Genomic DNA, 13,909 nt, shown 5'->3' with positions numbered 1-13,909 from the left:
CTTTTAAGCTTGTGTGCGTTTGTTCGCACTTCACACTGCATGTTGAGGAGAAAACTGTGACTGGCCGTCTCGGTATCGATGATGTTCGTCCCCGCATTTTGGATGGAAATCCAGCGAAAGCAGTAGTGGGTGAGATTGTTCCTGTCTCGGCTATTGTGTGGCGTGAAGGCCATGATGCAATTGCCGCGACGTTGAATGTGTCCGGTCCGGAGGATTCTTCAGTGGCGGCTGAGCCTATTCAGATTCATATGCGCCCCACTCCTGATAATCAGGATCAGTCGAATGCATTTTTCGTTCCTGATGTCCCTGGTAATTGGACATTTCGTGTAGATGCGTGGTCGGATCCTATGGCTACGTGGCGTCATGCGATTACCACTAAGATTGAGGCCGGTCAGGGTTCGGATGAGTTGTATAACGACTTTGAGCACGGGGCTCAGCTGTTTGAGCGTGCTGCGGAGAATTTGTCTAAAGAGGATAGGACTGCGCTTTTCGACGTCGCCTCCTCTCTGCGGCGCGGCGGCGATGTACGCGCACGTCTCGCCCCAGCGCTCACCGCGAGTGTCACTCATCTTTTAGAACTTAACCCGTTGCGTGAGTTGGTCACGATGGGTGAAAACCTGCAGGTTCGTGTCGAGCGTCGTGCCGCTTTGGTCAACTCTTGGTATGAGCTTTTCCCTCGTTCCACAGGTGGTTGGGATGAGTCCGGCACCCCCGTTCATGGCACTTTCGCTACCACTGCTCAGGCGTTGGAGCGTGTCGCGAAGATGGGCTTCGATACTGTTTACTTCCCGCCGATCCATCCGATTGGCGAGGTCAACCGCAAGGGCCGCAATAATACGCTGACCCCGGAACCTCATGATGTGGGTTCGCCGTGGGCTATTGGTTCTAAAGATGGTGGGCATGATGCAACGCATCCGCGGTTGGGCACCATTGAAGATTTCCAGGCGTTGTTGGCTCGCGCACGGGAACTCAATTTGGAAGTTGCACTCGATCTAGCTCTGCAGGCTGCCCCTGATCATCCATGGGCGCAGGAACACCGCGAGTTTTTCACGGTGTTGGCTGATGGCACCATTGCGTATGCAGAAAACCCACCGAAGAAGTACCAGGATATTTATCCCATCAACTTTGATAATGATGCTCCGAAGATCTACGAAGAGGTCTATCGTGTGGTGAAGTTCTGGGTGGATTTGGGTGTGACCACATTCCGCGTGGATAACCCGCACACTAAGCCCGCTAATTTCTGGCAGTGGCTTATTTCTGCCATCCATAAATCAAACCCTGAGGTCATTTTCCTAGCGGAGGCGTTTACTCGCCCGGCACGTCTGTATGGCTTGGCCAAGATTGGTTTCTCCCAGTCTTACACCTACTTCACGTGGAAGGTCACCAAGGAGGAGCTCACCGAGTTCGCTACTGAGATCGCCCGCATGGCGGATATTTCTCGTCCGAACCTGTTTGTGAACACTCCCGACATTTTGCATGCGTCTCTGCAGCATGGTGGACGCGCCATGTTCGCTATCCGCGCCGCATTGGCCGCCACGATGTCTCCTGTGTGGGGCGTATATTCCGGATATGAGCTCTTTGAGCACGAGGCCGTCAAGCCTGGTTCGGAAGAGTACTTGGATTCTGAGAAGTACGAGCTGCGTCCCCGCGATTTCGAGGGTGCTCTGGAACGTGGCGATTCTCTCGAGGATTACATCGCTCTGCTCAACCAGATCCGTCGCGCGAACCCTGCCTTGCAGCAACTACGCAACATCCACTTCCACGAAGCGGACAATGATCAGATCATCGCCTACTCCAAGGTTGATGCTTTGACCGGAAATACCGTGTTGATTGTGGTCAACTTGGATCCACGTAGTGCTCGTGAGGCTACTGTTCGCCTTGATCTTGGAGCGCTTGGCTTAGAAGCGGGTGCACAGTTTGAGGTGCGCGATGCGATCACCGGCTCCCGTTACCTGTGGTCAGAGACGAACTTTGTCCGCCTCGAGCCCCTACGCGATGTCGCCCACATCTTTGTTCTTCCTGAACTTCCAGCGTCTCGCCGTGAGCGTCTCGCGTGGCGCGAAATCAAGACCTACCGCGCGTAATTTCCCATCTCTGTACCTTCTATCAAGGATTATCATCATGACCGTTGACCCCGCGAGCCACATCACCATCCCTGAAGCAGATCTGGCCCGCCTGCGCCACTGCAACCATCACGATCCTCATGGATTTTATGGTTGGCATGAGACCGAAGCTGGTTCGGTTATCCGCACGCGCCAGGTCGGCGCGACGCAGGTTAATTTGCTTATCGACGACACCTCCCACGTCATGACCCCTATCGGCGACGACATTTTCGCAATTGACTTAGGTCACCGCGAGCGCGCTGACTATCGCTTGGAAGTCACCTGGCCTGATCAAGAACCGCAGGTCAAGGCTGATCCATACTACTTCCTCCCCACCGTAGGCGAGATGGATATTTACCTCTTCTCTGAGGGACGCCATGAGCGTTTGTGGGAGATTCTCGGTGCCAACATCAAGACCTACCAAACTGCGCTCGGAACAGTTCGTGGCACCGCATTTACTGTGTGGGCTCCAAACGCAATTGGCTGCGCAGTGGTCGGTGGCTTCAACGGTTGGAATGCATCCCAGCATCCGATGCGTTCTATGGGTGGTTCGGGTCTGTGGGAGCTGTTCATCCCAGGCATAGAGGAAGGCGAAGTGTACAAATTCGCCGTCCAAACCAGGGAAGGCCAACGTCGTGATAAGGCCGATCCGATGGCTCGTCGCGCAGAACTGGCGCCGGCAACCGGATCTATTGTCGCTTCCTCTGAGTACCAGTGGCAGGATTCCGAGTGGCTGCGCGAGCGTTCCCAAACTGATCTCGCATCCAAGCCAATGAGTGTCTACGAGGTCCACCTCGGTTCTTGGCGCTGGGGTAAGAACTATGAGGATTTGGCTACTGAGCTGGTTGATTACGTCGCAGATCTTGGCTACACCCACGTGGAATTCCTCCCTGTCGCAGAGCACCCCTTCGGTGGTTCCTGGGGTTACCAGGTCACCGGCTACTACGCACCGACCTCTCGTTGGGGTACTCCAGATCAGTTCCGTGCGCTAGTCGACGCTTTCCACGCCCGCGGTATTGGCGTGATCATGGACTGGGTTCCTGCCCACTTCCCTAAGGATGATTGGGCTCTTGCCCGCTTTGATGGCGAAGCCCTCTATGAACACCCTGACTGGAGGCGCGGCGAACAAAAGGATTGGGGCACCCTGGTCTTTGACTTCGGTCGCAACGAAGTCCGCAACTTCCTCGTCGCTAATGCGTTGTACTGGATTGAAGAATTCCACATCGATGGTCTGCGCGTCGACGCCGTGGCCTCCATGCTGTACCTCGATTACTCCCGTGAGCACGGCGAATGGGAACCAAACATCTACGGTGGTCGCGAGAACCTCGAGGCAGTGCAGTTCCTGCAGGAAATGAACGCCACGGTGCTGCGACTGCACCCTGGTGCGCTCACCATCGCTGAGGAATCAACTTCATGGCCTGGCGTGACCGCACCAACGTGGGACGGCGGCTTGGGATTCTCCCTCAAGTGGAACATGGGCTGGATGCACGACACCTTAGAGTACTTCTCCAAAAACCCTGTGCACCGCGCATTCCACCACAGTGAGCTCACTTTCTCCTTGGTGTACGCATTCTCTGAGCGTTTTGTACTTCCGATCTCTCACGATGAAGTCGTCCACGGCAAGGGTTCCCTGTGGGACCGTATGCCTGGCGATACGTGGAACAAGGCCGCTGGTCTTCGCACCTTCCTTGCGTACATGTGGTCACACCCAGGCAAGAAGCTGCTTTTCATGGGTCAGGAGTTTGGTCAGCGTGAAGAGTGGGCTGAAGGCCAGGGACTGCCATGGGATATTGTCGACGGCTGGCAAGGCGAGTACCACGAAGCCATCCGCACTCTGACCCGCTCCCTCAACGGTGTCTACTCAGACTCCCCTGCGCTGCACACTCAGGATTTCACCGGAGAAGGCTTCACATGGAATAAGGGCGACGACGCCACCAACAACATTTTGGCGTTCACTCGTTTCGGCAGCGACGGCTCCCAGATGCTGTGTGTATTCAACCTGTCTGGAACCTCCCAGCCTGAGTACCAGCTCGGTGTTGCAGCGGGTGGCGAATGGAAGCTCGTTCTCAACACTGATGATGCTGAATTCCTCGGTGCAGAAAACGATATCGCTACTTCCGTTCAAGCAGCAGCGACACCACGCGATAATTTCGCCTACTCACTCTCACTGCATGTCCCAGCGATGAGTGCTCAGTTCTACTCACTGCAGAAGTAGGACACAGGAAAATGCATCCTTGGGCCAATACCGGCTCAAGGATGCAAATTTTCTACCAAAATGGCTAGTTCGGAGGCCAGCGGGATCGAATATTCGCGCCAATTCGAAAGATTTATGCGAATATTCGTTCGGTTTCAGCCCCTCTCCCCAACCCGAGGACGGATTCCTGAACAGCCAACTCACAGCGGCAAAAAGCAGCCCTCATATGCACAAACTACGATGCTTTGTATGGCCGTCTGAGCACCTCAACGCCCCTTTGCCATACTCAGACATACTTAGCCCTCAAATCGGGTGTCTACGGTGTCCTCGAAATTAAAGTCCTCAACGAGACCCGCGGAGACGAAAGCGTCGATAAGCGCGTTCTGATAGGTGTTGACGGACTCGTCGAGCGGCACCTGATGGCGCAGGCTGCGGGTGTTCAGTTGAGAGGCCTCCGGATCAAAGCCGGATTCTTGGCTGAAAATCGTCGCCCATTCATCGGTGTTGTCTTCAGCCCATTCATAAGAGTCGGCCACGCGATCGAGGAAATCTGCCAAGGCGGCTTCCTTTGCGGGGTCATCGAGCGCTTCATCACTTGCGACACCAAATCCATGCCCACTGACCAGTCCCGCTCCCCTGACCAAAACTTGAGCTCCTTCCAGTTCCGCCTGTGAGCTGTAGGGATCCCACACTGCCCACGCATCTACCTGGCCGTTTTGGAAAGCGGCTTTGGCGTCGGAGGGTTGGAGGAGGTTGATTTCTACGTCGTCAACGCTCACGCCTGCTTTTTCTAGTTGTTGGATGAGGTGTCCGTGGGCGCTGGATCCGCGGGCGACAGCCACTTTCTTTCCAGCAAGGTCAGCCACCGAGGTTATTGAAGAATCCGGGGCGACCAAGATGACATCACCTAAAGCATCGTTGTTGTAGGCGGAGACCACTTTGGTGTTGGTGGGGCCGCCGATGATCGGTGGGGTGTTTCCGGTGATCGCGAAATCAATTTGACCTGCGTTTAATGCTTCGATTTGGGGTGGTCCAGAGGTAAATGATGACCATTCGATTTTATAAGGGACATCATCTAGCTCCCCTGAAGCTTGGAGCACTTGTTCTGTTCCGGCGATTTGATCACCGATGTTAAGGGTTACTTTGCTCAGATCGATGGATCCATCGGCGTTGGTGGCGGGATCGCCAGAAGCTGATGAGCAGGATGCAAGGCCTAGACCGAAGGCGAGAACGAGGGCGATTTTCTTAAATTTCATGATTTCTTTCTAGGCAGGTGTGGTGATTTCGAGCCACTCAAGGAGTTGAGCGGTGTAGGAGGCAAAGGAGGGGTGGGTGCGGCGATCGCCGGGGATATCTACAGTCAAACTGTGTGTGATGGCGCCGTCGTCAAGAAGAAGGACGTGGTCGGCCAGGGCGATGGCCTCGGAAACATCATGGGTGACCAGCAGAACTCCCAAGTTTCGGGTGTTCACGGTTTTGAGCAGCAGGTCTTGGGCTGTCAGTCTTGTCAGAGCATCGAGGGCGCCGAAGGGTTCGTCGAGAAGCAAAAGCTCTGGCTCGGAGATGAGCGCTCGCGCAAGGGAGACGCGCTGGGCTTGGCCGCCGGAGAGCGTGAGGGGCCAGGCGGCGTCGGAGTCGGGAAGTTTGACTTCTGCAAGCAGTGCCGAGGCGCGTTCTTGTGCTTCTGACCAGGAAATATCAGTGCGGTTGAGGCCAAAGGTCACATTATCGAGCACCGTTTTCCACGGCAACAGGCGAGGCTCTTGGAAGGCAACGGCCGGGTTTCCGGAAATTTCTACAGAGCCGGAATGCTCTTTAGATAGGCCCGCCAACACGCGCAGGATGGTGGATTTTCCTGAACCTGAGCGTCCGATCAGCGCGGTTACTTCGCCGCAGTTGATGGTGAGGTCGATTCCTTGGAGGACTTCTTTAGTTCCGTATGATTTGCGCAATCCACGGACAGTGGCTGCGGGTTTGAGTGACAATGTGGCAGTCATGGCGAGCAACTTTCTTATGCGTTTCGGTAGCGGAAGGTGTGACGTTCCCAAGCTCTGATCAGCGCTTCAGACAGCAGACCGAGGCTGGCGTAGACAATGAGGCCGAAAATAACGAGGTCGGTGCGGTAAAAATCGCGCGCATTGTTGATGAGGAAGCCGAGTCCTTCGCGGGCGTTGACCTGTTCCGCCACGATCAGTGAGAGCCAGGCGGCCGCACTTGCTTGGCGCAGGCCGACAAAAAGTTGCGGCGCGGCAGAAGGAATGATGATGGTCCGCAACCTCTGGAAAAATCCGAAGCCCATCACGTGGCCGGCTTCCAGAAGCTTTGGATCAATTTGCCTGAACCCGCTGGCGGTGTTGAGGTACAGCGGATACAGCACGCCGAGGCTAATAATCAGTACTTTCGGCAGCTCACCGATACCGAACCAGATGATAAACAGCGGCACAAGACCCAGGTGAGGCAGCGCGCGGGCAGCTTGAATGAGCGGATCAACGGCGGTGTCTGCAAATCTGGACATGCCTGTCAATACACCTAGGGAAATGCCTAGGACAGCACCGAGGGCGAAGCCTAGAAGGACGCGTTGGCTTGAGACGAGGAGGGCGTCGAGAAGCGTGCCATTTGTGGCGACCTCCCAGCTGGCGGCCAAGATCGTGGTTGGTGCCGGCAGAATCCGCTCCGGGATGGCGCCCAGGCTCGAGCCGAGCTGCCAGAAAACAAGCACCGCAAGCGGTGAATAGATGCGCGCGGGCAGCGCGATTTTGGGGCGAGTCAAGGTTGTAGTCATGTCAGGTTCCTTAAGAAATTTGCTTATCGACGTCTCGTTCTTCCCGTTTACCCAACAGGTTCCAAAACTCGTGATTCTTGATTTTTGATATCCACACCGCGGCGCAGCAGCTCCGGAATCACACCCTCACCGAAGTGGAAGGCCTCCTCCAAGTTTGGATAACCCGACAGTACAAACTGATCCAAGCCGAGTGCTGCGTATTCTTCGATGCGATCGGCGACCTCTTCATGCGAGCCCACAAGGGCTGTTCCTGCACCTCCGCGAAGCAAACCGACGCCTGCCCACACATTGGGATACACCTCCAGATCACGAGCAGTTGAGCCACTAGTAAAGGCACGACCCTTGCTGTGCAGCTCAGCCATCCGGCGCTGCCCCTCCGACTTAGACGTTGCAAACCCGGCTTGAGCCTTAGCGACCTGTTCTGGAGTGACCCCGCTAATCAACTTCTCTGCCACCACCCATGCTTCTTCAGACGTATCGCGGGTGATCACATGGAAGCGGATTCCATGGCGCAGTTCCCGGCCGCGCTGTGCTGCTAGCTCGTTGATCCAGTTGATTTTCTGCGCCACCTGATCGGGAGTTTCACCCCACGTGAGATAGGTGTCCGCATAACGTGCAGCCACCTCACCTGCAGCTGGCGACGATCCACCAAAAAGAATCTCCGGAATAATCTCTGGCGGATGCGCAAGGCTAGCTTGCTCCACCTGCAGGTGTTCACCGTGGTGCGTGACGGTTTCGCCTCGCCACAAGCGGCTCACGATATCCAAGAATTCTCCGGTACGGGCGTAGCGCTCCTCCTTGTTCAAGAAATCACCAAACGCACGCTGCTCCGCATCTTCCCCACCGGTGACCACATTGATCAGCAAACGGTTGCCAGACAGACGCTGGAAAGTAGAAGCCATTTGAGCAGACAGCGTAGGTCCAATCTGCCCAGGGCGAAGCGCAACGAGGAACTTCAAGCGTTTTGTCGCCTCAATCAAAGAAGCGTCAGTAATCCACGCATCTTCGCACCACGTGCCCGTTGGTGTCAGGACAGATTCAAAACCGTTGGTCTCGGCAGCTAGCGCCAACTGCTTGAGGTAGCTGTGGCTCAATTCGCGGGAGGTGCCGGATTTTTCTGCACCGTGACCGCCGCCGATGATGCCGCGGGAATCGCCTGAAGTGGATAGGAACCAATGGAAAGTTAATGTCATGGCACATACTTAAACAGACCGCTTCGTCTAGAGAGAAGTATTATTTTCGGGCTGGATATAAGTAGTGTGGGGATTTGCAGGGCGCGAAGGTGGCAAGTATATAGACCGAGATGTCTATTGCGTGAGCTGCATTTTGGGTAAAAATGTAGACCACTTAGTCCTGGAAAAGACTAAGCGGTCTATATTTTTCTGGATAGAGAGTGGTTTTAGAACAGCGCGCTGGCCATCTTTCCTCGCGCCTGCAGCACACGGGGATCGGCGGTCTCAAACATGCCAAACAGCTCCAGCAAACGTTCCTTCACCTGATTCTTCTGATCGCCAGCGCTGATGGTCAGCAGAGCAATTAAACGATCAAAGGCAGCCTCAGGATCACCCGCAACAACAGCCGCGTCAGCTGCTGTGTAGGCCAGATCAACGTTTGTTGGATCAGCATCTGCAGCAGCGACAACATCCACCGAAGGATCCACCGTGGCAAGCCGGCCCAACAGCTTTGCGGTATCGCGTGCCTGCTTCGCATCAGCGTTGTTTGGCTCCTGCGCCAAAATGGACTCATAAACCGCAATCGCCTCATCGAAAGCGCCACGGTTTAGAGCATCAGTGGCAGCATCGAAGCGGGGGTCTTCCACAGGAGCGTCTTCTTGTTCGCCGTCTGTGGCCTCCTCTGGCAGTCCTTCCAGCTGTCCACCCACAGCCTGAACCACCTGATCAGTCCACTGCTTTAGTGCATCCGCTGGCTGTCCGCCCTGGAAATCAGCCAGAGGGCGTCCCGCTGCCACAGCAATCACCGACGGCAAGCCCTGCACCCCAAACACCTGGGCCACATCAGCATCGGTATCAGCATTGACATAACCGAAAATGAACTTCCTGCCACTTTCAGCAGCAAGCGTGGTCAGATCCGACTTCAACTGCTCCGAATCAGGGCTGCGCGGGGTACCCACGAGAACAATCACCGGAACCTGCGTGGAACGACGCAGCACCTCATTCTCCAGGTTCTCCATGGTCACATCAAGGGAACTAGCAATGCCCTGAGTTACCGGCCCCTGCTCATGGGCCTTCTGGCGCGCATCCGCACGCGCTTTCACCTCACCCAGATCAATAGCACCACTGACAAAATTATGCGGGGACGTCACGATTAAAACTCACGCCTTCTTCTCGAATGACTTTTTCTAACACTTTGTGGAAATCCACTTAAAAACAACAAGTTTAAGTACAAAGCTAATCCCTAGCTAGGCGTTCCTCCACCGCCTCCACCTTCCTCGTCAATTGGCCAGTGTGTCCCGGACGAATATCAGCCTTAATTACCAACGATGTACGCGGAGATACCCTAGAGATCGCCTCAGTGGCCTCCTTAATCACCGCCATCACCTCATCCCACTCCCCCTCAATGAGCGTGAACATCGCGTTAGTTTCATTAGGCAGACCCGATGCGCGGACGATTCGAATCGCCTCCGTGACCGCATCGGCCATCTCAGCATCTGGATTATCAGTAACAGTCGGGGCTACAGAAAAAGCAACAATCATATCTGCCACCCTACCTTGGGGTTGGCATGTGATGACTAGCTTGCCCAATCCTCAATATTCCCCCACCTGCTATGCCTAAAATTAAGCCATGTCTACCGAACAGTCTTTGAATATCCCCCACGAATACGTCATCTGCCTCGATCATGTTGGCATCGCCGTCCCTGACCTCGAGGAAGCCATCGAATTTTACCGTTCCGCATTCGGCTGGGTAAACCACCACCAAGAAATCAATGAGGAACAAGGCATTTCAGAGGCCATGATCGGCCCCAAAGACATTAAAAGCACAGAAGGCATGATTCAGCTCATCGCGCCGCTCAACGAGGACTCCACAATCGCCAAATTCCTCGAAAAGAAAGGTCCCGGCATCCAGCAAATGTGCCTGCGCACCAACAACATCGATGCGCTCTCCGAGCACCTGCGCCGCCAAGGCGTGCGCCTGCTCTACCCCGAACCCAAAAACGGCACCGGCGGTGCCCGCATCAACTTCCTGCACCCCAAAGACGCGGGCGGCGTGCTGCTCGAGATCACGCAGCCTCAAAGCTAATTGCTTATCGACGCTCCCAGCAAGGTTTGTGCCAGTGTCGGCGATCATCAGCGCGCCCGCCGGCTTCCTTCGGCCACGCCACGATATGAGCTACACCCGGCGGAATGTTCTGGTTACATCCGGGGCAAATATAAAACTTCTTCGCCGCCGATGAACCAATCTGTCTCACCAAATACGGCTCACCAAACGTCCAGCTAGGGCCCTCCTGAGTTTGAGTTCCCCAATAGGAGGTACCATCGACCGGCAGGTCCCTAGCTGGCTGAATATTGGTTCTTCTATTTTTTCGGCCCATGTTCTTAGAACAATGTCAGCTCATTGGACTCAATGCCACGAAGCGCTTGATAATCCAACGTCACGCACTTGATGCCACGATCCTCCGCGAGAGTCTTTGCCTGAGGCTTAATCTCCTGGGCTGCAAACACTCCATGAACAGGCTTGAGCAATTCATCACGGTTGAGCAATTCCAAATACCTGGTCAACTGCTCAACGCCGTCGATGCCACCACGACGCTTGATCTCCACAGCGACAGTCTCGCCGTCAGAGTTGCGACACAAAATATCGACAGGCCCAATAGCTGTTGGATACTCCCGACGAATCAATGTGTACCCATCACCCAACGTAGTGATGTGCTCTGCAAGAAGCTCTTGGAGATGATCTTCCACTCCGTCTTTCACCAAACCTGGGTCTTGGCCTAGATCGAAGTTTTGTTCCGAATGAATTTCTTCCACAGTAATTCGAAGCTGCTCGCCCTTTTTGTTTTCCACCACCCACAGGCTTTCCCCTGTTGCTTCACCATCTTCATCAGTGATGGGAGTTTCAACTAAAGAACATGGAGGTGTCATCCAGTTCAGTGGCTTATAGGCACGGTCATCGGCATGGATGGATACAGAACCATCCGCCTTAACCATCAAAAGGCGATCGGCGGACGGAAGATGAGCTTCCAAACGGCCAACATAATCAACTGAGCAACGGGCGATGACTAAACGCATGCACCCACCATAACAATGACGTCTACTTAGCGGTTTTTGCGGGTGTCTTTGCTGGCTCGAAAGCGGTTGAAATCACGTGGATTCAATGAATGCTCCGCCCGCGCATCTGGTGCTGCTTCCAACCAGGCAGTAAACGCCATCTCCCCGTGGGCGTCCAAAGCTAATTCAATCTGATCATTTTTGGATTTAATGTGCAGAATTTTTAAGCCTTGAGACATAAAAACCGCCTCATCAGCAGCTGGATCTCTACGATCAAGCAAAGTTACTGAAAGGCGGTTCAAAATAAGGTCAGCCATGGGAGACAAAGAGCGCAGCTTGAAGTACTCCAAGTCGTTGCCGTTGTAGCGAAATGATCCATGGCGCCAGCCATGCACACCGCTTTGTGGCAACTCACGCAGAATCACAGTGGTTCCCCGAGAACGTAAGGTGAAAAACCGCCAGGCAGCAAGAAGAACTGCCGACACTGCAACAATCACCAAACCCCAGGTCAAATATTCCACGGCCTTTTTGAGTCCTTCCTGCGATAAGAAAACGATTTTAGACGATCCTACTCACAATGTCGCCTGGCGCGAAACCGCCGTCGTTGATCCTGCCGAGGTCAAGGATCATAGGTTGTCAGGACCCTAGGTACTCCCAATAAATCACCCCCACAGCGGGGCTAATGCGACACCCAGAAATACCAAAACCCGCTGATACTTCATTTAGAAATATCAGCGGGTTTTACTACTTCAGCTAAACGGAGGTTTAGAGACCTTCGCTGCTGCGGCGGACCGCGCGCAGCCCAGCCTCGGCGTGTGCCTTGGCCAGCTCGTCGTCCGAATTAAGGTCAGCCTCGGCGGATGCGGTATCAACCTCATTCGCCCAGACGGCGAAGTCCGCGAGGATCGTCACCTTTTCCTTAGATACGGAGAGGAATCCATCCGAAACGCCGGCGATAAGCTTTTCGCCGTCGATCGGCTGGATGGTCACGACACCGTTCTCAACCAATTGGCCGAGAAGAGGCTCGTGATCGGGCAGCACGCCGATCTCACCCTCGGTGGTCTGTGCAGTCACGATGGAGGCCTGGCCGGCCCACAGCATGCGCTCTACAGACACCAGTTCAACGGTGATTTCAGCCATGTGTCTCTACCTTACTTTCCGGTCAGCTTCTTGTATGCAGCTTCGACATCGTCCAAACCACCGAGGCCGTTGAAAGCCTGATCTGGGTAGTGGTCGAAGTCGCCGTTGCAAATACGCTCGAAAGCGTCGACGGTGTCGGTCAGTGGCACGTAGGAGCCAGGAAGACCGGTGAACTTCTCTGCAACGAAGAAGTTCTGACCCAGGAAGCGCTCGATGCGACGCGCACGTGCAACGGTGATCTTGTCCTCTTCAGAAAGCTCGTCCATACCAAGGATGGCGATGATGTCCTGAAGTTCCTTGTTCTTCTGCAGAATGCCGATGACACGCTGAGAAACCTCGTAGTGACGCTCACCAACGATTGCTGGCTCGAGAATACGAGAGGTGGAGGTCAGTGGGTTCACTGCTGGGTAAATACCCTTGGAAGCAATGGAGCGGTCAAGCTCGGTGGTTGCATCCAAGTGAGCGAAGGTGGTCGCTGGAGCCGGGTCGGTGTAGTCATCGGCAGGAACGTAAACGGCCTGCAGAGAGGTAATCGAACGGCCCTTGGTGGAGGTAATGCGCTCCTGGAGAACACCCATCTCGTCAGCCAGGGTTGGCTGGTAACCCACGGCGGAAGGCATACGACCCAGAAGGGTGGAAACCTCAGAACCTGCCTGGGTGAAACGGAAGATGTTGTCGATGAACAGCAGCACGTCCTGGTTCTGAACATCGCGGAAGTACTCCGCCATGGTCAGGCCGGACAGAGCCACGCGCATACGGACTCCTGGTGGCTCATCCATCTGACCGAACACCAGGGCGGTGTCCTGGAGAACGCCCATTTCTTCCATTTCGAGGAAGAGGTCGGTGCCCTCACGGGTACGCTCACCAACACCTGCGAACACGGAAGTACCGGAGAACTCACGTGCAATACGGGTGATCATTTCCTGGATAAGAACGGTCTTACCCACACCTGCACCACCGAAGAGGCCGATCTTTCCACCCTTAACGTAAGGGGTGAGAAGGTCGATAACCTTGATGCCTGTTTCCAGGATCTCGGTCTTACCCTCAAGCTGATCGAATGATGGTGGCTCGCGGTGGATGCCCCAACGCTCGATCTCTGGGTTGTTGTTCAGGGAAACGTCGTCTAGGCAGTCGCCCAAAGCGTTGAATACGTGGCCCTTAACAACATCGCCCACTGGTACGGAAATTGGGCGTGCAGTATCGGTTACAGCAGCACCGCGGACAAGTCCGTCGGTTGGTGCCATAGCGATGGTGCGGATGAGGTTGTCGCCGAGGTGCTGAGCAACCTCGAGAACAACGGTCTTCTTAACTGATTCGAGGGTTACCTCTACAGTAAGTGCGTTGTACAGTGCTGGCAGCTCGCCGCGGGGAAACTCCACGTCGACGACCGCACCAATGACACGCACGACACGGCCGGCAGTGGCTGCCTGCTGTGCGTTCTGCTCTTCAAGAGCTGTAGTCATAA

14 protein-coding genes are annotated in these 13,909 nt (G+C 54.9%); 3 read left to right on the top strand and 11 right to left on the bottom strand.

Going from position 1 to position 13,909, the window contains the following annotated elements; all coding sequences use genetic code 11:
- Window positions 1-56: 56 nt before the first annotated feature.
- Both CGL_RS06105 and glgB read left to right on the top strand, forming a co-directional pair.
- A complete protein-coding gene (locus tag CGL_RS06105) occupies window positions 57-2,084 on the top strand; it encodes an alpha-1,4-glucan--maltose-1-phosphate maltosyltransferase (protein WP_011014215.1) in 2,028 nt (675 codons plus the stop codon).
- 37 nt (window positions 2,085-2,121) lie between these two features.
- Window positions 2,122-4,317 (top strand): 1,4-alpha-glucan branching protein GlgB, encoded by a 2,196-nt coding sequence (gene glgB / locus CGL_RS06100; protein ID WP_011014214.1) that lies wholly within the window; start codon window positions 2,122-2,124, stop codon window positions 4,315-4,317.
- 275 nt (window positions 4,318-4,592) lie between these two features.
- On the opposite strand, the gene CGL_RS06095 is transcribed toward glgB, so the two are convergent.
- The 6 genes from CGL_RS06095 to CGL_RS06070 all read right to left on the bottom strand — a co-directional run bounded on the left by CGL_RS06095 (window position 4,593) and on the right by CGL_RS06070 (window position 9,792).
- Window positions 4,593-5,552, bottom strand: coding sequence for an ABC transporter substrate-binding protein (locus CGL_RS06095; RefSeq protein WP_011014213.1), 960 nt, complete (start codon window positions 5,550-5,552; stop codon window positions 4,593-4,595).
- A gap of 9 nt (window positions 5,553-5,561) precedes the next feature.
- Window positions 5,562-6,293 (bottom strand): ABC transporter ATP-binding protein, encoded by a 732-nt coding sequence (locus CGL_RS06090; protein WP_011014212.1) that lies wholly within the window; start codon window positions 6,291-6,293, stop codon window positions 5,562-5,564.
- 14 nt (window positions 6,294-6,307) lie between these two features.
- Window positions 6,308-7,078: an ABC transporter permease gene (locus tag CGL_RS06085; protein WP_011014211.1), complete on the bottom strand. Its 771-nt coding sequence runs from the start codon at window positions 7,076-7,078 to the stop codon at window positions 6,308-6,310.
- Between the two features lie 47 nt (window positions 7,079-7,125).
- Window positions 7,126-8,271, bottom strand: a complete 1,146-nt coding sequence (locus CGL_RS06080; RefSeq protein ID WP_011014210.1) for an LLM class flavin-dependent oxidoreductase — start codon at window positions 8,269-8,271, stop codon at window positions 7,126-7,128.
- A 206-nt stretch (window positions 8,272-8,477) separates the two neighbouring features.
- Entirely contained in the window at window positions 8,478-9,401 is a 924-nt protein-coding gene (locus CGL_RS06075) for a thioredoxin family protein (RefSeq protein ID WP_011014209.1), read from the bottom strand.
- Window positions 9,402-9,486: 85 nt separating this feature from the next.
- Window positions 9,487-9,792, bottom strand: coding sequence for a thiamine-binding protein (locus CGL_RS06070; RefSeq protein WP_003854825.1), 306 nt, complete (start codon window positions 9,790-9,792; stop codon window positions 9,487-9,489).
- An 88-nt stretch (window positions 9,793-9,880) separates the two neighbouring features.
- Between CGL_RS06070 and mce the strand changes: the two genes are divergently transcribed.
- Complete coding sequence (gene mce / locus CGL_RS06065) at window positions 9,881-10,336, top strand: methylmalonyl-CoA epimerase (protein WP_011014207.1); 456 nt, start codon at window positions 9,881-9,883, stop codon at window positions 10,334-10,336.
- Window positions 10,337-10,340: 4 nt separating this feature from the next.
- Here the strand turns inward: mce and CGL_RS15635 are convergent, their stop codons facing one another.
- The 5 genes from CGL_RS15635 to atpD form a co-directional block, all read right to left on the bottom strand.
- The gene (locus tag CGL_RS15635) at window positions 10,341-10,628 is read right to left on the bottom strand and encodes a hypothetical protein (RefSeq protein ID WP_011014206.1); all 288 of its coding nucleotides are present in this window, start codon (window positions 10,626-10,628) and stop codon (window positions 10,341-10,343) included.
- Window positions 10,629-10,632: 4 nt separating this feature from the next.
- On the bottom strand, window positions 10,633-11,325 hold the full coding sequence (gene nucS, locus CGL_RS06055) for an endonuclease NucS (protein WP_011014205.1): 693 nt from the start codon (window positions 11,323-11,325) through the stop codon (window positions 10,633-10,635).
- A 26-nt stretch (window positions 11,326-11,351) separates the two neighbouring features.
- Window positions 11,352-11,825 carry a DUF2550 domain-containing protein gene (locus CGL_RS06050; protein WP_003854831.1) on the bottom strand — a complete coding sequence of 158 codons (474 nt, stop codon included), beginning with the start codon at window positions 11,823-11,825 and terminating at the stop codon, window positions 11,352-11,354.
- 244 nt (window positions 11,826-12,069) lie between these two features.
- Window positions 12,070-12,444, bottom strand: a complete 375-nt coding sequence (locus CGL_RS06045; RefSeq protein ID WP_003861337.1) for a F0F1 ATP synthase subunit epsilon — start codon at window positions 12,442-12,444, stop codon at window positions 12,070-12,072.
- 11 nt (window positions 12,445-12,455) lie between these two features.
- The gene (gene atpD, locus CGL_RS06040) at window positions 12,456-13,907 is read right to left on the bottom strand and encodes a F0F1 ATP synthase subunit beta (RefSeq protein ID WP_011014204.1); all 1,452 of its coding nucleotides are present in this window, start codon (window positions 13,905-13,907) and stop codon (window positions 12,456-12,458) included.
- Window positions 13,908-13,909 lie beyond the last annotated feature (2 nt).

It is taken from the genome of Corynebacterium glutamicum ATCC 13032 (genome assembly GCF_000011325.1).
GTDB classification, from domain to species: Bacteria; Actinomycetota; Actinomycetes; order Mycobacteriales; family Mycobacteriaceae; genus Corynebacterium; species Corynebacterium glutamicum.
The sequence above is the reverse complement of the archived record's forward strand: the minus strand, read 5'-3'. Positions and strand labels throughout refer to the sequence as shown.